Origin of the sequence: Pantoea stewartii (assembly GCF_011044475.1) — a bacterium.
Lineage (GTDB): Bacteria > Pseudomonadota > Gammaproteobacteria > Enterobacterales > Enterobacteriaceae > Pantoea > Pantoea stewartii.
Genome location: NZ_CP049115.1, coordinates 503,578 through 525,048 on the forward strand (window position 1 = coordinate 503,578; position 21,471 = coordinate 525,048).

General features: G+C 55.2%; 21 protein-coding genes. 11 read left to right on the plus strand and 10 right to left on the minus strand.

Annotated elements, in window-relative coordinates:
• Positions 1 to 7: 7 nt before the first annotated feature.
• Both osmW and osmV read left to right on the plus strand, forming a co-directional pair.
• Positions 8 to 655: an osmoprotectant ABC transporter permease OsmW gene (gene osmW, locus G5574_RS02285; RefSeq protein WP_006119224.1), complete on the plus strand. Its 648-nt coding sequence runs from the start codon at positions 8 to 10 to the stop codon at positions 653 to 655.
• Positions 655 to 1,791, plus strand: a complete 1,137-nt coding sequence (osmV, locus tag G5574_RS02290; protein ID WP_164481974.1) for an osmoprotectant ABC transporter ATP-binding protein OsmV — start codon at positions 655 to 657, stop codon at positions 1,789 to 1,791. The genes osmW and osmV overlap by 1 nt, the downstream gene beginning before the upstream one ends.
• Positions 1,792 to 1,900: 109 nt before the next feature.
• Here osmV and bioD read toward each other — a convergent pair whose 3' ends face one another.
• The 3 genes from bioD to G5574_RS02305 form a co-directional block, all read right to left on the minus strand.
• The gene (bioD, locus tag G5574_RS02295) at positions 1,901 to 2,599 is read right to left on the minus strand and encodes a dethiobiotin synthase (RefSeq protein ID WP_164481975.1); all 699 of its coding nucleotides are present in this window, start codon (positions 2,597 to 2,599) and stop codon (positions 1,901 to 1,903) included.
• Between the two features lie 115 nt (positions 2,600 to 2,714).
• On the minus strand, positions 2,715 to 3,932 hold the full coding sequence (gene mlc / locus G5574_RS02300; protein WP_110267473.1) for a sugar metabolism global transcriptional regulator Mlc: 1,218 nt from the start codon (positions 3,930 to 3,932) through the stop codon (positions 2,715 to 2,717).
• A gap of 118 nt (positions 3,933 to 4,050) precedes the next feature.
• Positions 4,051 to 4,953 carry a LysR family transcriptional regulator gene (locus tag G5574_RS02305; RefSeq protein WP_164481976.1) on the minus strand — a complete coding sequence of 301 codons (903 nt, stop codon included), beginning with the start codon at positions 4,951 to 4,953 and terminating at the stop codon, positions 4,051 to 4,053.
• Positions 4,954 to 5,051: 98 nt separating this feature from the next.
• Here G5574_RS02305 and G5574_RS02310 point away from each other — a divergent pair, with 98 nt between their 5' ends.
• The 6 genes from G5574_RS02310 (at position 5,052) to G5574_RS02335 (ending at position 9,486) form a co-directional block, all read left to right on the plus strand.
• Positions 5,052 to 6,299, plus strand: coding sequence for an MFS transporter (locus G5574_RS02310; protein ID WP_006119230.1), 1,248 nt, complete (start codon positions 5,052 to 5,054; stop codon positions 6,297 to 6,299).
• Between the two features lie 164 nt (positions 6,300 to 6,463).
• Positions 6,464 to 6,721: a hypothetical protein gene (locus G5574_RS02315; RefSeq protein WP_033741742.1), complete on the plus strand. Its 258-nt coding sequence runs from the start codon at positions 6,464 to 6,466 to the stop codon at positions 6,719 to 6,721.
• A 203-nt stretch (positions 6,722 to 6,924) separates the two neighbouring features.
• Positions 6,925 to 7,470, plus strand: a complete 546-nt coding sequence (gene cybB / locus G5574_RS02320) for a cytochrome b561 (protein WP_006119234.1) — start codon at positions 6,925 to 6,927, stop codon at positions 7,468 to 7,470.
• Positions 7,471 to 7,635: 165 nt separating this feature from the next.
• Positions 7,636 to 8,820 carry a sugar transporter gene (locus tag G5574_RS02325; protein ID WP_164481977.1) on the plus strand — a complete coding sequence of 395 codons (1,185 nt, stop codon included), beginning with the start codon at positions 7,636 to 7,638 and terminating at the stop codon, positions 8,818 to 8,820.
• Between the two features lie 218 nt (positions 8,821 to 9,038).
• Positions 9,039 to 9,362, plus strand: a complete 324-nt coding sequence (locus G5574_RS02330; protein WP_164481978.1) for a hypothetical protein — start codon at positions 9,039 to 9,041, stop codon at positions 9,360 to 9,362.
• 25 nt (positions 9,363 to 9,387) lie between these two features.
• Positions 9,388 to 9,486 (plus strand): YoaK family small membrane protein, encoded by a 99-nt coding sequence (locus tag G5574_RS02335; protein WP_015700245.1) that lies wholly within the window; start codon positions 9,388 to 9,390, stop codon positions 9,484 to 9,486.
• Positions 9,487 to 9,488: 2 nt separating this feature from the next.
• Here the strand turns inward: G5574_RS02335 and G5574_RS02340 are convergent, their stop codons facing one another.
• Together G5574_RS02340 and G5574_RS02345 are read right to left on the minus strand one after the other, a co-directional pair.
• Positions 9,489 to 9,755: a DksA/TraR family C4-type zinc finger protein gene (locus G5574_RS02340; protein WP_006119238.1), complete on the minus strand. Its 267-nt coding sequence runs from the start codon at positions 9,753 to 9,755 to the stop codon at positions 9,489 to 9,491.
• Between the two features lie 100 nt (positions 9,756 to 9,855).
• Positions 9,856 to 11,451, minus strand: a complete 1,596-nt coding sequence (locus G5574_RS02345) for an ABC transporter substrate-binding protein (RefSeq protein ID WP_039340267.1) — start codon at positions 11,449 to 11,451, stop codon at positions 9,856 to 9,858.
• 127 nt (positions 11,452 to 11,578) lie between these two features.
• On the opposite strand from G5574_RS02345, the gene pepT reads away from it, so the two are divergent.
• The gene (pepT, locus tag G5574_RS02350; RefSeq protein WP_164481979.1) at positions 11,579 to 12,832 is read left to right on the plus strand and encodes a peptidase T; all 1,254 of its coding nucleotides are present in this window, start codon (positions 11,579 to 11,581) and stop codon (positions 12,830 to 12,832) included.
• 40 nt (positions 12,833 to 12,872) lie between these two features.
• Here the strand turns inward: pepT and G5574_RS02355 are convergent, their stop codons facing one another.
• Both G5574_RS02355 and G5574_RS02360 read right to left on the minus strand, forming a co-directional pair.
• A complete protein-coding gene (locus G5574_RS02355) occupies positions 12,873 to 14,534 on the minus strand; it encodes a methyl-accepting chemotaxis protein (RefSeq protein WP_164481980.1) in 1,662 nt (553 codons plus the stop codon).
• A 171-nt stretch (positions 14,535 to 14,705) separates the two neighbouring features.
• On the minus strand, positions 14,706 to 16,223 hold the full coding sequence (locus tag G5574_RS02360) for a carboxylesterase/lipase family protein (protein ID WP_164481981.1): 1,518 nt from the start codon (positions 16,221 to 16,223) through the stop codon (positions 14,706 to 14,708).
• Between the two features lie 186 nt (positions 16,224 to 16,409).
• Between G5574_RS02360 and G5574_RS02365 the strand changes: the two genes are divergently transcribed.
• On the plus strand, positions 16,410 to 16,844 hold the full coding sequence (locus tag G5574_RS02365; RefSeq protein WP_164483182.1) for a DoxX family protein: 435 nt from the start codon (positions 16,410 to 16,412) through the stop codon (positions 16,842 to 16,844).
• A gap of 32 nt (positions 16,845 to 16,876) precedes the next feature.
• On the opposite strand, the gene hglS is transcribed toward G5574_RS02365, so the two are convergent.
• Positions 16,877 to 18,217, minus strand: a complete 1,341-nt coding sequence (gene hglS / locus G5574_RS02370) for a 2-oxoadipate dioxygenase/decarboxylase HglS (RefSeq protein ID WP_164481982.1) — start codon at positions 18,215 to 18,217, stop codon at positions 16,877 to 16,879.
• A gap of 67 nt (positions 18,218 to 18,284) precedes the next feature.
• Entirely contained in the window at positions 18,285 to 19,625 is a 1,341-nt protein-coding gene (locus tag G5574_RS02375) for an MFS transporter (protein WP_033741755.1), read from the minus strand.
• A gap of 314 nt (positions 19,626 to 19,939) precedes the next feature.
• On the opposite strand from G5574_RS02375, the gene G5574_RS02380 reads away from it, so the two are divergent.
• Positions 19,940 to 20,860, plus strand: a complete 921-nt coding sequence (locus tag G5574_RS02380; protein WP_033741756.1) for a LysR substrate-binding domain-containing protein — start codon at positions 19,940 to 19,942, stop codon at positions 20,858 to 20,860.
• Here the strand turns inward: G5574_RS02380 and smrA are convergent.
• Complete coding sequence (gene smrA, locus G5574_RS02385; protein ID WP_164481983.1) at positions 20,857 to 21,423, minus strand: DNA endonuclease SmrA; 567 nt, start codon at positions 21,421 to 21,423, stop codon at positions 20,857 to 20,859. The genes G5574_RS02380 and smrA overlap by 4 nt on opposite strands.
• Positions 21,424 to 21,471: the final 48 nt, after the last annotated feature.

Genomic DNA, 21,471 nt, shown 5'->3' on the forward strand with positions numbered 1-21,471 from the left:
AGGCATCGTGGATACCCTTCATTACATCATTGATAACTGGAATAACCTGCTCACGCTGACCTGGCAGCATACCTGGCTGGTGCTGGTCGCTGTGGGCTGCGCCATTCTGGCCGGCGTGCCGCTGGGCATTTTAATTGTCCGCATTAAATGGCTGGCCACGCCGGTACTGGGCATCGCCACCATCGTGTTGACCATTCCGACCATCGCCCTGTTTGGTCTGATGATCCCGCTGTTTTCGCTGATCGGTCAGGGAATCGGTGCGGTGCCTGCCATCACGGCGGTGTTCCTGTATTCCCTGCTGCCGATTGTACGTAATACCCATACCGCGCTGGAAAACCTGCCGGATGGCTTGCGTGAGGCCGGTCGGGGCATTGGGATGACGTTCTGGCAGCGTCTGCGCTGGGTTGAGATCCCTATGGCCCTGCCCGTCATTTTTGGCGGTATCCGCACCGCCGTCGTGATGAATGTCGGCGTTATGGCCATCGCGGCGGTGATCGGTGCGGGCGGACTTGGCCTGCTCCTGCTTGATGGCATCAGCGGAAGTGACGTGCGCATGCTGATTGCCGGCGCACTGATGATTTGCCTGCTGGCAATTGTTCTTGACTGGCTGCTGCACCGTTTGCAGCTGGCGCTGACTCCTAAGGGAATTCGATAATGATAAAACTTGAAAACCTGACGAAAACCTTCAGCCAGAAAAATGGCACGCTGATGAAAGCGGTGGACAATGTAAGTCTTGAGGTGCCGGCGGGCGAAATGTGCGTACTGCTGGGCCCTTCCGGCTGTGGGAAAACGACCACACTGAAAATGATTAACCGCCTGATTCCGGCCACCAGCGGACGTATTCTCATCAACGGTGAGGACACCAGCACCCAGGACACGACCACGCTGCGCCGCAATATTGGCTACGTTATTCAGCAAATTGGTTTGTTTCCTAACATGACGATTGAGGAAAACATTACCGTCGTGCCGCGCATGCTGGGCTGGGACAAAAAACAGTGCCGCGAGCGGGCCACCGAATTAATGAGCATGGTGGCACTGGATCCCACGAAATTTCTGCATCGCTATCCGCGCGAAATGTCGGGCGGGCAACAGCAGCGTATTGGCGTTATTCGCGCGCTGGCGGCGGATCCGCCGGTTTTGCTGATGGATGAACCTTTTGGTGCGGTGGACCCGATTAACCGTGCAGTCATCCAGAATGAGTTCCTGGATATGCAGCGTCAGTTAAAGAAAACGGTCATGCTGGTCAGCCACGATATTGACGAGGCGCTGAAACTTGGCGATCGCATCGCCGTATTTGGCCAGGGCAAAATCGTGCAGTGCGCCAGCCCGGACGAATTACTGGCGACGCCAGCGAATGATTTTGTCGGGTCGTTTGTCGGTCAGGACCGCACTCTGAAACGTCTGCTGCTGGTGCAGGCGGGTGATGTGACCGATCAGCAACCGACCATCACGGTGAAACGTTCGACGCCACTGATGGATGCGTTCAGCACTATGGACGATAACGATATGCGTTCCATTACCGTCGTGGACGACGATGGTAAACCGCTCGGGTTTGTTAAACGTCGCGAGGCGCGTAGCGCCAGCGGTCGCTGTGAGGATATCCTGCACACCTTCCGGGTAACCGGCAAAGCCGAGGAGAACCTGCGCGTGGTGCTGTCAAAGCTGTATGAACACAACACGGTGTGGATGCCGATTGTGGATGAAGAAGGCCGTTACAGCGGGGAAATTTCGCAGGATTATATCGCGGACTACCTCAGTTCCGGCCGTACGCGTCGCCGTCTGAATCCCTGAAAAATCAGGGCCGCACCCCGGTTGCGGCCCTTTTCCATCGAGCGGGTTTCGTGTTTCGCATCCTGTGTCACTGTCTTTCTTATTAGCGTGTGTTTTCAGATGAAGGGCGTCAGGCTATTTTCGCCTTTGCAACCGGCAGCTTGTCGGCATCGAGCAGGGAGATATCCAGGTAGCGGGACACATCACGCTGCTCAACACGCGGCAAATAGGGCAACTCACCCAACAGCGGCGCAGGAAGCTTGTCACGCAGGACTGAAATGATCTCCGCATAGTGCGCCAGCCCCGGATTGATCCGGTTTGCCACCCAGCCTGCCAGCGTTAAGCCATCACCCAGAATAGCCTCAGCCGTCAGCAACGCATGGCTGATGCAGCCCGTTTTAATCCCCACGACCAGGATCACCGGCAACTGTTGTTCCACCACCCAGGCCGATAACGGCTGGGCATCATTCATCAGGCTGCGCCAGCCTCCTGTGCCCTCAACCACGACGCGATCGGCCAGTTGATGCAGGTTCTTTAACCCCTGACTGATTCGCGCATAGTTAACCTCACAAGGCGGATAACCCCCGATTTCTTCTTTTTCGAAAATAACGGGATTCACAGCCTGATAAGGCAACGTCATGGACGAGGCGCTTTGTAAAAACAACGCATCTTTATTTCTCAGGCCCTCTTCCGTTTTGACACCACAACGGGCAACAGGCTTGTAGCCTGCGGCACTGAAACCGGCCTGAATAAAACTCTGTAACAGGGCGCGCGACACAACGGTTTTTCCCACTTCGGTATCTGTTCCCGCAATAAATAGCGTTTTCACTCGACGTCTCCTTCACCAGCGGTTTCGACTCATCGGCGATGAGTCTTTCGTGCGAACAGACATTCTAAGGAAGGAAAAGCACGGGCAGATTGCGTTAGCGCAAGGTTAGTGTTGCTTAACCTTGTAGTAACTTCACTAACAGGTAACCGCTATAGAGCGAATCTTTAATGAGCGCCGCCGCACCGAGTGTGCCAGGCTCAGTAAACTCAGTAGGTGCAAGCTGAATGCCTGCGCTGTAAGCCGGTAACGACTGCTGATGAATGGTGTTTTGTACCGCCGGGAACAGGATGTCCGCCGCCTGATTTAGCGGTGAACCGATAAGAATATGTTGAGGATTGAAGATGTTTACCATCATACCAAGCAGCCTGCCCACATGATGCCCTACCGTGGCGATGGCATCGCGGGCCAGCCTGTCACCCGCCCGGGCCGCCTCACAGACCGCCTCCAGCGTTAAGGTTTGATGATGTAACAGGCTGTCGGGCTGTCCCGGCAGACGCTGAGCAACAAGGGCCAGCAGACTGCCGGTACTGGCCACCGTTTCCAGGCAGCCATGATTCCCGCAGTAACATTGCTGACCATAGGGATCGACCTGCGTATGGCCCACTTCGACCAGCGCACGTCCGCTTTTGTGCAGTAACTGTCCGTCCGTGATCACGCCCGCCCCCACGGTTTCATCAATGACAATCTGAATGACATCCTGCGCACCGCGCGATGCGCCAAACAGGGATTCTGCCAATGTCCAGGCCGAGATATCATGCTGGATAAACACCGGCAGGCCGGTTCGGGCCGCCAGGGTGCTGCCCAGTGGCATATCATGGCAGGTATAACCGGGTAACCGGTGCACCACGCCTGATGCGACGTTGATCAGCCCCGGCAACGTGATAGCAATGGCGGTCAGCCTTTCCAGCCGCTTTTGATGGCGGATAAAAAACGCATCAACATGGTCGGTCAGTGTGGTCAGTAAGGATTGGGTGGGATCATCCGGGAGGGGCAAATGGTCTTCAACCAGCGCCCTGCTGCTCAAATCGCGAAGCGTCAGGGTTAATGTGCCACGGTGCAGGCGAAGGGCCAGGTAGTGCCAGGCCTCCGTGTCCAGAATTAACCCGATAGCGGGACGACCACGCGCGCCCGGATCCTGGAATTCGGTTTCCTGAACCAGATGGGCATCCAGCATTTCCCGGACAATTTTGGTAATACTGGCTGGGGCTAACTGGGCGCGCCTGGACAATTCAATGCGCGAGACGGGGCCATGCTGATCAATTAATCGGTAAACGACGCCAGCATTGATTTGTTTAATTTGGTCAATATGGCCAGGTTGGCTGTCCGAACTCACACCCTGCTCCGGTTATTTTCGCGCTTCTAAATAAATATCCGCTATGGTGCGGCAGATTCACCTTTTGCGGCAAATATTTGCTTAGATATGTGATTTATCACACATAATTTTTCCGCCTTTAGCGAGAGCGTTCGTTTTCCCGCCGCAACAGCGCCATCATATGGGCCATCTGCGCGCTCATTTCCCGTTGCGCAGACCAGACCAGCCACATTTCCGAAAGTGCATCCGGTTCCTCAAGCGGCAGCCAGACGACATTCGTCAGGCGGGCATGGCTGAACGATGCCGGTAAAATAGACACGCCTAAACCGGTCGCGACCAGACCGAGAATTGTCATCGCCTCGCCCACTTCCTGAGTGATATAGGGTTTGATCTGATAGCGTTGCAGTAAATCGAGTATTTCGCTGTAAAGCGCCGTTCCCACCTGCGGATCGAAAAAGACAAAAGGCTCACTGGCCAGCGCCTGTAAAGAAATCTTCCCGGCGGACGCCAGCGGATGGGCTTTGTGCACCACCGCGCATAGCGGCTCCTGTAACAGGAGCTGATGATGCAGATCGGCAGGCAGCGGCGTGTTGCGCATCACACCCAAATCGAGTTTCCCTTCATGGAGCGGTGTCAGCTGCTGCCGGGTATTGATTTCCTGCATCTGAACATGAACATCAGGCCAGCGCTGGCGAAACAGGTAGAGCGCATCCGAGACGACACCAATAAAAGCGGCAGAGGAGGTAAAGCCGATGCGCAGTTCCCCTTCTTCTCCCCGATGTAGTCGTGCCGCCCGCTGGGTCGCCTGCTCAACCTGCAACAGGATGGCGCGCGCATCCTGCAAAAATTGTTGCCCGGCCGGCGTGAGCTGCACGCTGCGGTTGGTGCGGTTAAACAGCTGCGCCCCGGTTTCTGCCTCAAGGTGCATGATTTGCTGACTGAGCGGCGGCTGAGAAATATGCAGCAGTTGCGCCGCGCGGCCAAAATGCAGCTCTTCTGCAACGGCAATAAAATAACGCAGGTGACGCAGCTCGATATTCATAGGTTAAAAATATTATTTGAGATTATTAATATATTAGACAACCTAATCCGCTTTTCCTAGCCTTACGTTATTCGTTGTTTTTACTCATAAGGATTACTGTGAATCGCTCTTCATCGGCTGTCGCCCTGGACAGAAATGTGGCGCAGCAGCCTGCATCACCTTCTCAGGCGTGGATCGTGCGCGGCACTCCGCCCTTTATGCGCGTGACACTGGCGCTGTTTTCGGCCGGGCTGGCCACCTTTGCCCTGCTGTATTGTGTGCAGCCGCTGCTGCCGGTCCTCTCTGCACAGTTTGGCGTGTCACCGGCCGCCAGCAGTATTTCCCTTTCAGTCTCCACCGCGACACTGGCGCTGGGCTTACTGATTACCGGCCCCTTGTCCGATGCTGTCGGTCGCAAATCTGTCATGGTCACCGCGCTGATGCTGGCTTCCGTCTGCACGCTGATTTCGGCCACCATGACAAGCTGGCACGGCATTCTGCTGATGCGGGCGCTTATTGGCCTGTCGCTCAGCGGTGTAGCGGCCGTCGGGATGACTTATCTCAGTGAAGAAATCCATCCCAGCGTAGTCGCCTTTTCGATGGGGCTGTATATCAGCGGAAATTCGATTGGCGGGATGAGCGGTCGCCTGATCAGCGGCGTATTAACCGACTTTTTCTCCTGGCGCGTCGCCATTGCCGCCATTGGCTGTTTTGCCCTGGCGGCCGCCCTGATGTTCTGGAAAATTTTGCCCGCCTCGCGGCATTTTCACCCGACATCCCTGCGCCCCCGCCATCTGGCCATTAACTTTCGCCTGCACTGGCGCGACGCGGGCCTGCCCTTGCTGTTCGCGGAAGGCTTACTGCTTATGGGGGCGTTCGTCACCCTGTTTAACTATATCGGCTATCGGCTGCTGGGTGCGCCGTGGCATTTAAGCCAGGCCGTGGTGGGACTGCTGTCCGTGGTTTACCTGACCGGTTCGTGGAGTTCGCCCAAAGCCGGCGCGTTAACCAGTCGATATGGCCGGGGGCCGGTGATGCTGGGCGCAACGCTTATCATGCTGACGGGCCTGCTCCTGACCGCCTTTCATGCCTTGGTTCTGATCTTTATTGGGATGATGCTGTTCAGTGCTGGCTTTTTCGCCGCACACTCCGTGGCCAGCGGCTGGATTGGGCCACGCGCGCGTCGCGCAAAAGGCCAGGCGTCTTCACTGTATCTGTTCAGTTATTATGTGGGGTCCAGCGTGGCGGGTACGGCAGGGGGCTTTTTCTGGCATCAGTTTGGCTGGCCGGGCATAACCGTGTTTATCTCTACCCTGCTGCTGCTGGCTCTGGCGGTCGCGTGGCGGCTGCATCAACGCAAACTCTAGCAAAACTTAACAAATTTTCCGGGCACAATGCGGCCCGGAAAATCCGCTGTACAAGAATTGTCCGTATTATCAGTATCATTGCTAACTACCGGTGTTTCCCCGCTATAATCGGTTTAATCCCAAAGATTAATGCCATCTTTGAATTCACTGTTAGGGGAGACCTCATGGCGCATTACTATTACGTCAATAAACAATCCGGTTACAACGATAACCACGTGGTACACGCCAAAGGCTGTCGCTACCTTCCGGGTCTGGAAGACCGACTGTTTCTGGGCACGTTTTACTCTGCAACAGCGGCTATACAGCAGGCCCGAAAATATTATGCCAGCGCATTAGGCTGCGACGACTGTTGCCCGGTTATGTCTGCTCAAACCCCACCCCTGCATGACAGCGTTGGACTGAAGCACGGTATCGATTTCTGATCACAGCGCATGCCTTTGCGATCCCATTCAGCCGCGTTTTTCCCGAGGATGGCGGAATATCGCCGCCATCTGCCCTGCCAGCCCGCCGTTCAGTTGCTGCCGACCTGCCCCTGTAGCCGTCCCGCTTTAAGTCGCCAATTCGTTAAGCATTTTGCCTTTTTTCCGTTATCTTAGAGGCCTTACTCTTCATACAGGGATTTAACATGCGTGATAAATATGCGGCGTCTCAAATTGCCCTTCACTGGCTGACCGTGCTGCTGCTGATTATTGTCTATGCCACGATGGAGCTGCGCGGTTATGTGGAACGGGGCTCCTGGCAGCGCTTTGTGATGACCGTGACACACTTTAGCGCGGGCGCAACCATTCTGGTGGTGATGCTGTCACGGTTACTGCTGAAAATTCGCCATCGCAGCCCCGCGATTACGCCCCCCGTACCGCGCTGGCAAACGGGCCTGGCACACCTGACGCACACGTTGATTTATGCCTTATTTATCAGCCTGCCGGTGCTGGGTATCGCCTCACGTTACCTGAAGGGCCGTGAGTGGTTATTATTCGGCATTCCCATGCCGGTCGCTGCGGAACCTGATTTCGATCTCTCTGATACGCTCGTCGACTGGCATGAAACCCTGGCGCCACTGGGCTACTGGCTCATCGGCTTACATGTCGCTGCAGCCCTGTTCCATCACTATGCGCTGAAGGACAATACGCTGCTGCGTATGATGCCGGGACGCGGGACGCGCCAGCCCTGATTCCATGACGCTGCACATCGGGCTAAAAAAATCACCATAATCTGCGCCAGGTGGTTCCACCCGGCGCTTGATTCCTACACAATAGCCACTAAATTGTGACGCAGGTCACTTTCGTGGGATGATCGTTGTCATCCTCTTTTGACGCACAGACAGATTTAACTTCTCATGCCTTTAACAACTGTTTCCCGTAAAACGGCCTGGCTACGCGTGGTGCTGCTGGCCATCGCCGCTTTTGTTTTCAATACCACTGAGTTCGTACCGGTGGGTTTACTGTCGGATATTGCTGCCGGGTTTTCGATGAAAACCGCTGAAGTGGGCATTATGCTGACAATTTATGCCTGGGTGGTGGCGCTGCTGTCCCTGCCGTTAATGCTGCTGACGCGTAATGTTGAACGGCGGTTACTGCTTACGGTACTGTTTAGCCTCTTTGTAGCCAGCCATATTCTTTCGACATTCGCCTGGAGCTTCAGTTCGTTAATCGTTTCCCGCATTGGCATTGCGCTGTCACATGCGGTGTTCTGGTCCATTACCGCCTCACTGGCCATTCGTGTGGCGCCTGCCGGTAAAAAAACGCAGGCGCTCAGTATGCTGGCAACCGGTACGGCACTGGCCATGGTGCTGGGGGTGCCCATTGGTCGCGTTGTGGGGCAGGCGCTGGGTTGGCGCACCACCTTTGGCGTGATCGGGCTGTCAGCGTTGATCCTGATGATTATGCTGGCGCGCGTCTTGCCGCGTCTGCCCAGTGAACACACCGGTTCATTGAGCAGCGTACCGCTGTTGTTCCGCCGCCCGGCCCTGGCAGGCATGTACCTGCTGGTTACACTCATTGTGACCGCGCACTATACGGCTTACAGCTATATTGAACCCTTTATGCAACTGGTGGCGAATGCCAGCGAAAGTTTTACCACCCTGCTGCTGTTACTGTTTGGTTCTGCCGGCATTATTGGCAGTCTGCTGTTCAGTTCGCTGGGTAAACGCTTTCCCTCAGCGTTGCTGATCAGCGCCATCGCCCTGGTCACCTTATGCATGGGGCTGTTAATTTTTGCCGCCGTGCGTCCTGGCGCTATTATCACCCTCTGCGTCGTCTGGGGAATGGCGATGATGATGATTGGCCTGGCGATGCAAATCCGTGTCCTGTCACTGGCCCCCGATGCCACCGACGTGGCGATGTCGCTGATGTCCGGCATTTACAACATCGGCATCGGTGCGGGCGCGTTACTGGGCAGTCAGGTGAGCGTATATATGAGCCTGTCTGACGTCGGTAACGTGGGGGCGATGATCGGCCTGGTCGCGCTGCTATGGTGCGTGTATATTTTCCGGCGCTACCCACAGTTACGCTCTAATGGTTAACTGAAGCAGGCTTCTGCGCCTCGCAGAAGCCTGCCGATGCGTCTTCGTCTGCTATCATGCACTGCGGCACTGAACGGCCAGACGACCTGTTCCGGCGTCCGAAGGTGCAGCGCGTCAGAGGTGCTAAACACACCGGATAACCGCTTATATTGTCAGAGGATGCCCTTCTACCTGACTCATCCATTACATCTGTTAACCTCGAAAAAGGATCAACGTTCATGACGAGAAAGTGGTTAACGCTGTACCTGTCGCGTAGCGTCAGCCGGGTGATGTTGCAGGATCTCCATGCCATCTTACCTGCTGAGGCGGTGAAAATTTTCACGAATGATTTAGACGACGTTCGCTACGCTACAGTAGAATGCGTGCAGGCAGAAACGACCTGCGCCTTGATTGCCTCGGCGATCATCGTCTGGCGTCAACTGGGGCATATTCATCTGCTGCTGTATACGCAAGGTGAAGTGCAGCGTCAGATCACGGACGCCACGCAGTTTGAATTATTTACTTTGCTGAAGAACAACCGTGCCGCCTTGCGGCTGGCCTGACGTGGCGTAACCTCACAGGATAATTATGAGAATTGGTCTGCTGTTCCCCATCGCTATCATCGTGGCAGGTATTGGCTTTCTCGCCTGGTTCATCGGCAGCGGCCTGGCGATGCCTGGCTCCTGAGATCAGCGTAGCTGGCTGTCTTTACTCCCACGCCGGTTGTAGAGACTGCTCTCTTTTTTCTGCTTATCGATCTTTTCCTGACAGGAAACGCAATAACGCACGCCCTTGAGTGCCTGACGGCGGGCTTCGGGAATCGGCTCGCCGCACAGTTCGCATTCTGTGGCACTTTCCCCCTGTCCCAGTGACTGACGCACACGTTCGATACCGTCATTAACGGTGCTGTCGATTTGCTCCTGTACTGCCCCTTCTGCTGCCCAGCCGTTTGCCATTTTTGTGCTCCACTTCATTACCTATACAGGTTAACTGTACAACATATCAGGGATTTTGCAGGCAAACCGACTCACCTCCCTGTGAAGCCGGTGACGGACATTACGGCTTAATATCGACCTGATAAAAGATATGTTTGCCGAAGGGATCCACTTCGTAACCGGTCACCGATTTGCGGATCGGTTCGAAAATGGTGGAATGGGCAATCATTACGGCCGGCATCTGGTCGTGCATGATTTGCTGCGCCTGCAGATACATGACCGTGCGTTTGGCTTGATCGGGTTCGGCACGGGCGGCGGTAATCAGCTTTTCAAAGGGCTGATAGCACCATTTTGATGAGTTCGATCCCCCTTTCGCCGACGTGCAACTGTAAAGCGGACCAAAGAAGTTATCCGGATCCCCGGTTGCCGTCGTCCAGCCCATCAGGGCCGCCTGATGTTCACCGCTGCGCACACGTTTCAGGTATTCGCCCCATTCGTAACTGACAATATTGGCTTTGATGCCCACTTTTGCCCAGTCTGCCTGGATCATCTCCGCCATTCTGCGTGCGTTGGGATTATAGGGACGCTGTACCGGCATCGCCCAGAGCGCAATTTCCGTCCCTGGTTTCACGCCTGCCTGTTGCAATAACGCTTTCGCTTTTTCCGGATCGTAATCGTAATCCTTCAGGTCTTTGTCGGCACTCCAGACGCCGGGGGGCAGAATGTTTTTCGCCACCACGCCAGTGCCTTTAAAAATCGCCTCGATAATAGCAGGCTTGTTGATCGCCATGGCCAGCGCCTGGCGAACCTGCACATTATCGGTCGGGGCTTTGGTGGTGTTAAAGGCCAGGAAGCCGGTATTCAGTCCCGCGGCCTGTTTCAGCGTGATGTCCGGATTTTGTTTCATTTTTTCGAGATCGGCAGGATTCGGGAACGGCATAACCTGGCATTCATTTTTTTCCAGTTTGGCGTAGCGCACGGCCGCGTCTGGCGTGATGCTGAAAATCAGCCTATCCAGTCTGGCCTTGCCCTGCCAGTAGTCCGGAAACGCCTTATACAGAATGCGTGAGTCTTTTTGATACTGAACCAACTGGAAAGGCCCTGTTCCGATGGGATCGCTATCCACTTTTTCCGGTGTGCCGGCTTTCAGCATCTTGTCTGCATATTCAGCCGAGTGAATGGAGGCGAAATACCAGGCCAGATCGGCCAGAAATGGCGCTTCCGGGTGCGCCAGCGTAAAGCGCACGGTGTGATCGTCAACGCGGTCAATGTGGGTGATTAACGTGGCCAGTTCAAGACTGTCGAAGTTGGAATAGTGCCCACCCGAGACGTTGTGATAGGGATGGTTGCTGTCCATCTGGCGCATAAAAGAGAAGATGACGTCATCCGCATTAAAATCACGACTGGGCGTAAACAGCTTATTGCTCTGAAATTTAACGTTATGCCGCAGATGGAACGTATAGACTTTGCCGTCGGGACTGATCTCCCAGCGTTCTGCAAGGCCTGGGATTAATTCTGTGGTGCCGGTTTTAAAATCAACCAGGCGGTTAAACACCGGCACGGCACTGGCATCCACGCTGGTTCCCGAGGTGTAAAGTTGCGGATTAAAGTTCTCCGGTGAGCCTTCTGAGCAGTAGACCAGCGTCGTCGCGTTAACACTTCCTGCCAATGCGATACCGGCCGTCAGCAATCCCAGGGTTGTAAACCTGTTTCTCATTATTATCCTCGCTTTATGTTGACTTCTATATATCAGACTCTCTAAATAAACGGTGCAAACAGTGGATTGATAGCATGAATCTTCACCATAGCGAACCCCGCATGTAGTCAACTAATAAGGATTAGTGATGACCGACAAACTTCAGACGCAGTTGATCACGCGTTTTTTCCGTTATCTGGCGGTGAGCAGTCAGAGTGATGCAAAGTCCAGCACCTTACCGAGCACCCCGAATCAACATGCGATGGCGGCGCTGCTGGCGGATGAATTGCGCGAACTGGGGCTTGAACAGGTCGTCGTTGATGAACAGGCGACGGTAACGGCAGTTAAACCGGGCAACTGCCCTGACGCGCCACGCATTGGGTTTATTACGCACATTGATACGGTTGACGTCGGTCTGTCACCTGATATTCACCCGCAGATCCTGACCTGGCAGGGCGAAGATCTGTGCCTTAATCCCGAACAGAACATCTGGCTGCGCCGGGATGCGCATCCTGAAATTGCCCCTTATATGGGCCAGGACATTATTTTCAGCGACGGGACCAGCGTGCTGGGCGCCGATAACAAAGCGGCGGTTAGCGTTGTTATGACGTTAACGGAAAACCTGCAGGGTCAGCACGGTGATGTAGTCGTCGCGTTTGTCCCCGATGAAGAGATTGGCCTGCGCGGTGCCAAAGCGCTGGATCTTAATACCCGCTTTAATGTGGACTTTGCCTGGACCATCGACTGTTGTGAACTGGGTGAAGTGGTCTATGAAAACTTCAATGGCGCGGCGGCAGAGCTGCGTTTCACCGGGGTTCCCGCCCATCCGATGTCCGGTAAAGGTGTGCTGGTCAACCCGCTGCTGATGGCCCATGACTTTATCAGTCACTTCGACAGGCAGGCGACGCCCGAACACACGGAAGGCCGTGAAGGCTATATCTGGTTCAATGAAATGCAGGCCAATGCCAGTGTTGCGACGCTGAAAGCATCAATTCGCGATTTCGATCTGGCGAGCTTTGCCGCGCGCAAAGAACAATTGCAGCATGTTGCCAGCCTGATTGCTGAACGCTATCCCACCGGACAGGTCGAGATAACGATTCACGATATTTACAGCAATATCAGCAATGCCATGGGCGACGACCGCCGGGCGCTGGATCTGATTTTTGCTGCCATGCGCGATCTGGACATTACACCCAAAGTGATTCCCATGCGCGGCGGTACCGATGGCGCGGCCTTATCTGCCCGCGGTATTTTCACCCCTAACTTTTTCACAGGCGCGCACAATTTCCATTCACGTTTCGAATTCCTGCCGGTGAAGTCGTTCGTTAAGTCGTATCAGGTCGCGGAGAAACTGTGTTATCTGGCGGCGCAATCGGGGAGTACGGCAAAGACAGGCAGTTGAAACATCACCGCCTTCATGATGAAGGCGGTGATCATATTGATTAGAAGGTGACCCAGTCGCCGTTGTCCGCCGTGGCGGCTTTTGGACGCAGTACGCCTGCAGACGCCGCTGGCGGCCTTCTGTCCTGTGTCAGCGCTACCGGCGCATCGCTCGATAACCGGAACTGTGCAACAGAAGCCTGAAGCGCTTCCGTCTGCAGCGCCAGCGCGCTGGCGGCGGCAGAAACCTCTTCAACCAGAGCCGCGTTTTGCTGCGTCACACTGTCCATTTCCGTTACGGCCGTACCAACCTGAGAAATGCCCTTGCTCTGCTCTTCCGAGGCGGCGGCGATCTGCTTCATAATTGCATCCACATCCTGGACGGATTTTAAAATGCCGCTCATCGTGCCGCCGGTGGTACCCACCAGTTCCGCGCCCTTTTCCACGCGCTGCACAGAATCGGCAATCAGCCCGGCGATTTCTTTCGCCGCACCGGCGCTGCGCTGTGCCAGATTGCGCACTTCACTGGCGACGACGGCAAAGCCTCGCCCTTGCTCACCGGCACGCGCGGCTTCTACGGCCGCATTCAGTGCCAGAATGTTGGTCTGAAACGCAATACCGTTAATGACGTTGGTGATCTCAGCGATTTTCTTCGAGCTGTCGGAAATGCCGTTCATGGTGGTCACAACTTCATCCACCAGGTTGCCGCCCTGCTTCGCCGTCAGCGTTGCCGCTTCGGTCAGTGCACTGGCCTGACGGGCATTTTCCGCGTTAAATTTCACGGTCGCGGTCAGCTGTTCCATACTGGCGGCGGTTTGCTCCAGCGCGGCAGCCTGCTCTTCCGTACGGGAGGACAGATCGTTATTACCAATAGAGATTTCGGCGGCACCGCGCGAAATATTCTCTGTGCCGCTGCGAATGGCACTGACCGCATCACGCAGGCTGTCCTGCATCGCACTGAGCAGCGGAACCAGTTTACCGACGCAGTTACGGCCCATATCCTGAACGGGTTTACTGAGATCCCCTTTGGCGATTACGGCAAAATGCTCGCGAATTTTCTCCAGCGGTTTGACCAGCATTGTGACCAGATAACGATCGGTAAACAGCAGAATCAGCAGACCAATCACCACGGTGGCTGAAATCATCGTTTTAGTCACGGCGGTCAGGCGATCCACTTCGACACGGGTTTGTCCCAGTTTCTTGTTGGCCACGTTGTTAAACGCTTCGGTGCTGGCACCGAAGGCGCGGCTGAGCGCAGGTGTGACGTCATTCGCCTGTTGACGATAGGCATCCAGCGAATCCTGACGGGCACGCTGCAACTGCACGGTGACGCCCTGATCCAGCAGTTGCTGCCATTTATCAATGACCTCATTCGTCACGGCCGCGTCCATAGGTCCGGGTGACAGCTGTTTAAACAGCGCCAGTTGATGACGCATGTTATCTAACGCCTGCTGTACCGGAGCAAAGGCGGTGTCATCCTGGGCGACACCGGCGGCCTTTTTCTCCATCACACGCGACAAACGCGTAATCATACGAAAATACTGGTCGTTACCCTGACTTAACGCAGTCATCTGCTCAACGATATGGCGATCCACATCATTGCCATCACTGAGGGAGTTAAGCGAATGAATGCTGAACAGCCCAATGCCGCTCCACAACAGACTAAACAGTCCCAGAATGGTCAACATAACCGTGCGAATAGTGAAATTTTTAAGCATACCCATACAGAAATCCCTTGAACGTTAATCCGTAAAACCGGACACAGGAGATTTATCGGCAGCTCGCGGGAAAATGTAACGGTCTTGTTATTTTTTTTCATCCACCCGCACAGATAATGTGCGGGTGGAAATGTGCAGGCCGGCGTACGTTTGGCGCGCACCGCGCTGGTTCACCCTTTACAGTCGCACCAGGCGGGACATCATCAAACGGAACAAAGCGAGGCGGCGGCGCATAAAACCCGGTAACAGTTTGAGAGCCGCTTGACCCTGCCATCCCAGTGACATCGTCACGTCATGCTTTTTGCGCCAGGCGGGCCAGCGTTGTTTGCCTTCAATCATCGTCGTGTGCGGGGTTACATCACGTGCGAAGCGAAACCAGTAATCGCAAACCTGTTGAGAAAAAGCATGGTCTGCGGCGGTAAAGGTGCGGTCGTCGTCGGCAGGCGGCATCATCGCCAGCGTATTCATCACGTAAGGGATTTCATTACCATGCCAGGTGCCGTGCGGGTAGAGATCGTGCGATCGTTCTGAAACGTAGTCGAACCAGTAGCGCCAGCCCGGCATGCCCGCTTTCTCCTGCGCACGCATGATCAGCCAGGGCACAATGCTAAACGTCATATCCCGCGCGACAGCCCGCCCCAGCAGCGCATCATCCCCGGTACGGTAAATCCAGCGCAGTAACCGATAATGAAAATGGTTATTACGCCGTAGCTGTCCCACCACGGCGGCAGCCTCCACGCCAAACCAGACCAGTACGCTCGCTTCATCGCTGTTACTGCCCGCCATCAGCGGCAGGCGGTGCTGTTTTCCCGCCATCAATGTTTTCAGGACCGGCTCGGGCAGCACCGTATCACCGGCAATGGCCACCGGACCGAGGCCCAGCGAGCTGTCCAGCGGCCAGAAGGCGTCCGCAGGCAGCTCACGCAGCTGCGCCATGCTGGCATCCGCCGGTAAACCCAGCGTGGTCGCCACCTTAACGCCTTTTTCACGTGCCGCGTCGCGGGTGACGTCTGGCAGGCTATAGGCACTTTGCACGATCCCTTTGTGGAACAACCCCCGGGACAGCGGTGAGCAGCAAAGCGAAAGCACACTGCGGGCGCCCGACGATTCGCCAAACAGCGTCACGTTGCTGGCATTCCCGCCAAACGCGGCGATATGCTGCTGTACCCATCGTAATGCCGCGATCTGATCAAGCAGCGCGAAATTGTTGATATGGCCCGTGTCAGCCTGCTCTTTTTCCAGTGCGGGATGAGCAAAAAAACCCAGATGTCCCAAACGGTAATTAAGGGTCACCACCACCGCACCCCGCGAGGCTAAGGGTTTTCCACTATAGGGTGCCAGCCCACCTGAACCGATCGTAAAGCCACCGCCGTGAAGCCAGACCATGACCGGGAGTGGAACCTCTGGCTGCAGCTCTGGCGTCCAGACGTTGAGGTACAGGCAGTCTTCACTGAATACACCAGGATCACCTCCGCCAATCGCCAGGCAGTAGTCACGATTCTGCCAACTCGCTGCAGAAAAGTGCTGTGCATTGCGTACACCGTGCCAGGGCGTAACCGGTTGTGGCGCGCGCCAGCGATACGCGCCGACAGGCGGTGCCGCATACGGAATGCCCTTGAATACAAAGATCCCGTCATCAAGGGTGCCCTGCAGTTCTCCGTCAGTCAGCGCGATTTTCAGGCCGTCATTTTTCATGCAGTGTTCCTTGTTAGCGTGCCTTTTCATTATTTCAGGCAATCTGATGTTGTCCAGTTCTGACGCGTTGTTAAGCAAAACGGTAAATGCGCTGAAAAATCGCCCGAAGGCGTCGCCGTGATTGACCCCTGTCATGAAAATGTTTTTAGTGGAGAGCGTAACGAAAACGCCTTTGAGGAACTGACAATGTTTAGCGGTATCAATCAGGTTTTTGTGCGCATGACCGATCATCCCGATCTCGGCAAACTGTTGCTACGTCTGACTCTGGGGGGATTATTGCTGTTTCATGGTGAGTTTAAGCTCGTGCATGGCGTGGGCTGGATTGCCCATTTGCTGCGACAACACGGTCTGCCGGGCTTTATCGCCTGGGGTGCCTGGATGGGGGAAATGATTGCGCCGCTGATGCTGATCGCAGGCTTCATGACCCGGCCAGCGGCGTTTATCATTGCCGTGAATATGGTTGTCGCCACGCTGCTGGTCAAAACCGGCGCAGTATGGCATCGCACCGATGTCGGTGCCTGGGCACTGGAAACGGAAGCACTTTACCTGTTCGGCGCTCTGGTGGTGATGTTTCTGGGGGCGGGAAGACTTACGCTGGTCCGTGATACGCGCCTGCAGTAAAGGAAAAACGGGGCGGTTCCGCCCCGTTCATATTATAAGGTAATGCCGCAGCGCTGTAAGGACGCCCGCTGCCGCTCTGCATACAGCACCATTTCATCCTGCACGGGGCAGCCCAGTGCGGTTTCAAAGCTGCTCCGGCTTGCCTGTCCCGCCGAACGTGTCGGCGTTTTGTCCCCGAGATTAGACTGAAAAATCCCTGCCGCACTGACAGGCAGAAAATCTTCATAAATAATAGGGTCCGCCAGAATCCGCCCCTGCTCAATCAGACTTGCCAGTGATTCCCCACGCTGCGGCGGTTCCGCTCGCCCTTTTTCGCTGAGCCGATAAGTAAACCAGGCTAAGCCGGCTTCACGTAATGCGTTTTCATCATCCGGGAAAGCCGCAAAGGTCGCCGTGAGCTGCTGCTGGTGCTGCTGATTATCCGCACCGCTCCCGGCTTCGCTGAGCAGACGATCGTAAAGCGCGCGGCCCTGCGGCGTTAAGGCCGCGCCGCGCTGTTCGATCTCACCGAAGCGCGCCGTGTGCGTGCCCTGAAAACCGTCGGTGAAAATGACGGGTTCTTCCAGTGCCTTGAAGCTGGTCTGGCGTAACAAAACAGGCACCTTGCGCCGGGGCGGACCTTCGATCACCGTTTTGGGATCAATGCCATACGTCGGCATCAGCGCCTGAACACAATCAATATCCAGCGTGCGTGGCGTAAGATGATTGATATGGCAGGCCGGAAAACATACCACATCCGCGATCAACCGATGTTGCTGGTTCAGCGCCTGATAGGTGCGGCTCTCCACAAGGCTGTGTGAATGCCAGCGGAAGGTTTCCAGCGCTTCGTTGATAAACGCCTGCGCCTGGGGCGCCGTCAGTCCGCCCTGCTGTTGATGCAGCGCGATGAGGTTTCGGCATTCCGGCGTGAAAATATCGCGCGAGGCTAATATCCGTGCGGCTTCATCCCGAAGCGCCGGGTCGGCAATCAGCTCCAGCCGTAACAGCGAGGTAAAAATACGAAAAGGATTGCGCTGCAGCGCTTCATCATCAATGGGGCGAAACGCGGTGGAGTGCACCGGTACGCCCGCCTGCGACAGATCATAATAGCCCACCGGAAACATGCCCATGACGGCAAACATCTGGCGCAGCATGGCAAGCTCGTCCGCGCTACCGACGCGAATGGCCCCGTGGCGCTCCAGACTGAGGCGGCTGAGTTCATCGGCCTCGGTCAGCCGTTGCTCTAGCACGCTATCAGCCGCAAGCGTTGCCTCATTAACTGCTTTCACCAACTGCATCAGCGTCCCGTAGAGCGGCACTTCATGCTGATACATGTCCGACATGGCCTGGGAGAAGCCCGTGCGAATCGTATCCGCACTGATAAAGTTATCCATATTTACCACCTGACAGCATGAGCGTTGCAGCTACTGTAATCCAACGCGCTGCGGCCAGCGGAAAATATCATGAATTTGTGATCGGCTTAAAACCGTAGCGATTTTTCACCACCAGCATCACGGTGGTCAGCAGTGCCGGTATGGCGAGCAGCAAGAAAATAACGCTGAACGACCAGCCGAGTGACAACATTTCAGCCCCGACAAAGGCACTGAGGATGGCACCGATTCGGCCCACCCCGTGCATCCAGCTGGAACCGGTTGCGCGGGCATGGGTAGGATAGTAGCTGGCGGAAAGCGCATTCATGCCGGTATTCGCTCCGTTAAAACAAAAACCGCTGCAGAAGGCAATGGCGCTCATGATAACGACCTGCGGCGGTGAAAAACCCAGCGCGACAATAGCGATACCGCCGCAGAAGTAGATCACAGCCAGCGACAGACTGGCATTGAAGCGATCCATCAGCCAGCCGGCAAACAGCGATCCCAGCGTGCCGCCTGCCTGGTACATCGCGGTGATTATCGCCGCTTCCGTCACGGACATTCCCTGTGTATTGACCAGGGATGGCAGCCAGCTGCCGATCAGATACACCAGGAACAGCCCCATAAAATAGCCGCCCCAGAGCATCAGGCTGCCGATGCGGTAGCGTGGAGAAATGACCGTTGCGATGGCGCTGTGTTCAGCAGGTGATTTTTCCGCTTCGGTCGCATGGAAATGCGTATCCGGGCTCGTACTGCCGGGAAGAATACGTTCAAGAATGGCGCGAATGTGCTGCGCGGGCGCACCGCGACTAATCAGGAAACGTACCGATTCAGGAAGCTGACGGATCAGGACCGGCAGGACCAGCAAAGGAAGAATGCCGCCCAGCAACAGAACGGAATGCCAGTCATAACGCGGTAACAACCATGACGCGGCAAAGCCGCCGCTGGCGGCCCCAAAGGTAAAGCCACAAAACACCACGGTGATAATGAATGAACGGCGGCGCTCCGGCGCATATTCAGCCACCAGCGTACTGACATTGGGCATGGCCGCTCCCAGCCCCAGCCCGGTCAAAAAACGGAACAGGATCATCTGTTCGATACTATGGGAAAATGCGGTCACCAGCGTCCACAGACCAAAAAACAGGACGCTGAAAATGATCATTAACCGGCGGCCAAAGCGGTCGGCCAGCGGCCCGGCGACCATCGCCCCCAGCGCCAGACCAATCAGCGCTGCACTGATCACGACACCCAACTGATGAGTACTGACGTGCCAGGCGGTTTTCAGCGTCGGCGCGATAAAGCCCATCAGGGCAATATCCATACCATCAAGCGCAACCACGATAAAACAGAGTACAATTAACCGAATTTGGCCACCACTCAGAGTACCCTGATTAATTAACTGGCGAACATCTACCGCCTCGACACTGCTCACGGGTAAACTCCTCAACGGCTGACTTAAACAACTATCAGATTTGGTAAAAAAAACGGCACTTATGATAGCTGATCGTTAACGATAAAACGCATGAAATTTCCGGCCGAAGCAGAAGCAATGCGGTAAGTTGATGTTTTTTCAGCAACCGTGAAAAACGTTGTGTCAGGCAGAAAAACAACGCCATCATTAATAATCAACCACTTAAAACGCTCCGCTGCAAAAAGTACACATTGTTAATAAAAATTTGCAGCAAAGTTAACAAAATCCAGCTTAAATAGTTGCCTGTCACCTGGCAATGTCATTAAGTTGGGTAAATGGAAAAAAATATCCTTTTCAATCAGCGCATTCGCTTGCGCCATTTACATGCCTTTGTTGCCGTCGCGCAGCAGGGAACCCTGGGGCGTGCAGCCGAGACCTTAAGTCTCAGTCAACCTGCGCTTTCTAAAACCCTCAACGAACTTGAAGAACTCACTGGCGTCCGCCTGTTCGAACGCGGTCGGCTGGGCGCACAACTGACCACCATGGGAGAACAGTTTCTTATCCATGCGGTAAAAGTGTTAGAAGCGCTGAATCATGCCGGCCAGAGTTTTAATGAACAGATCAACGAGCGTCCGGTAGTCATTCGTCTTGGTGCCTTAACCACGGCGGCGATGGGCATGTTGCCACAGATTCTTGACCGTTTTCATCAACTGCGTCCCAACACGACCATTCAGGTTGCCACCTTACATAATAATGTGTTGCTGGCGGGGCTGAGAGCGGGCGAGTTTGATCTGGGCATCGGCCGAATGGCGGATAAAGAGATGATGACCGGCCTGACCTATGAACTGCTGTTTCTGGAGTCATTAAAGCTGGTCGTCAGACCGGAGCATCCGCTTTTAAGTGACAACGTCACGCTTTCACGTGCCATGCAGTGGCCTGTTGTGATTTCCCCGGAAGGCACCGCGCCGCGCCGCCTGGCACAGCAGATGCTGGATGAGCAAGGGTGCTGTCTGCCGCCCCATTGCGTCGAAACGTCTTCAACGTCGCTGGCCCGTCAGCTGGCGCTACGCTATGACTACATCTGGTTTGTGCCTTCCGGGGCCGTCAAAGAAGATCTCAGCCACAATGCCCTGATATCGTTGCCCATCACCTCTCCCGGCCCGGGTGAACCCGTCGGGATAATCACGCGCACCGGTAACACCTTAAGCCTGAGCGCCGAAGTGTTGATGAGTACCATTCGTAAGTTTCACAGCTAGCGACTGCGTTTAGCATGGCGCTCCCAGTTTTCCTGACGCGCTTTTTCCGTTTTGCGTAGACCGACATACAGCGCACCGGAGCCACCATGCTGCTTCTGTGCGACACAAAAGGTCTGGACGTCGTCAAATTCACGCAACCAGCGGTCAAGATAGCTGCGCACAATGTTGGCATGAGATTCATTGTCCCGGCCTTTGCCGTGAATAATCAGCAGGTTTCTGTATCCGGCTTTACGGACATCCTGCATGAAGGTAAACAAATTTTGACGGCAGGTTTCAACAGGCTGGCGTAGCAGATTCAGGCTGGCATCCAGCGCATATTGCCCCTTGCGTAATTTATTCAGCACGCCCTGCTGGATGCCTTCAGCTTTAAACTCAAGTTGCTGCTCAAGAGGAATGATGTCCAGGTAACCGCGGGTTAAAAAGTTTTCGTCTTCAGGTTCTGGTGACCGAGGCGGCACTTTTTTGCTGGCGGCGCTGTGATTCAAGCGCGTATTTTCTGCATCTTTGAGTGGCGTAACGTCATTCATCGCGTCACGAAACAGATTGTCATCGTCAAGGTTCATGGCTCGCCCCTGGTAAATGATATGACGCAAAATTGACTTGAAACCAAA

Coding starts and splice junctions, on each gene's coding strand:
- pepT (WP_164481979.1), top strand. CDS start 11,579: ATGACCGACAAACTTCAGACGCAGTTGATCACGCGTTTTTTCCGTTAT.
- hglS (WP_164481982.1), bottom strand. CDS start 18,217: ATGGATAACTTTATCAGTGCGGATACGATTCGCACGGGCTTCTCCCAG.
- osmV (WP_164481974.1), top strand. CDS start 655: ATGATAAAACTTGAAAACCTGACGAAAACCTTCAGCCAGAAAAATGGC.
- G5574_RS02360 (WP_164481981.1), bottom strand. CDS start 16,223: ATGAAAAATGACGGCCTGAAAATCGCGCTGACTGACGGAGAACTGCAG.
- G5574_RS02305 (WP_164481976.1), bottom strand. CDS start 4,953: ATGAATATCGAGCTGCGTCACCTGCGTTATTTTATTGCCGTTGCAGAA.
- G5574_RS02340 (WP_006119238.1), bottom strand. CDS start 9,755: ATGGCAAACGGCTGGGCAGCAGAAGGGGCAGTACAGGAGCAAATCGAC.
- G5574_RS02355 (WP_164481980.1), bottom strand. CDS start 14,534: ATGGGTATGCTTAAAAATTTCACTATTCGCACGGTTATGTTGACCATT.
- G5574_RS02380 (WP_033741756.1), top strand. CDS start 19,940: ATGGAAAAAAATATCCTTTTCAATCAGCGCATTCGCTTGCGCCATTTA.
- G5574_RS02365 (WP_164483182.1), top strand. CDS start 16,410: ATGTTTAGCGGTATCAATCAGGTTTTTGTGCGCATGACCGATCATCCC.
- G5574_RS02325 (WP_164481977.1), top strand. CDS start 7,636: ATGCCTTTAACAACTGTTTCCCGTAAAACGGCCTGGCTACGCGTGGTG.
- G5574_RS02335 (WP_015700245.1), top strand. CDS start 9,388: ATGAGAATTGGTCTGCTGTTCCCCATCGCTATCATCGTGGCAGGTATT.
- G5574_RS02315 (WP_033741742.1), top strand. CDS start 6,464: ATGGCGCATTACTATTACGTCAATAAACAATCCGGTTACAACGATAAC.
- G5574_RS02345 (WP_039340267.1), bottom strand. CDS start 11,451: ATGAGAAACAGGTTTACAACCCTGGGATTGCTGACGGCCGGTATCGCA.
- smrA (WP_164481983.1), bottom strand. CDS start 21,423: ATGAACCTTGACGATGACAATCTGTTTCGTGACGCGATGAATGACGTT.
- G5574_RS02330 (WP_164481978.1), top strand. CDS start 9,039: ATGACGAGAAAGTGGTTAACGCTGTACCTGTCGCGTAGCGTCAGCCGG.
- cybB (WP_006119234.1), top strand. CDS start 6,925: ATGCGTGATAAATATGCGGCGTCTCAAATTGCCCTTCACTGGCTGACC.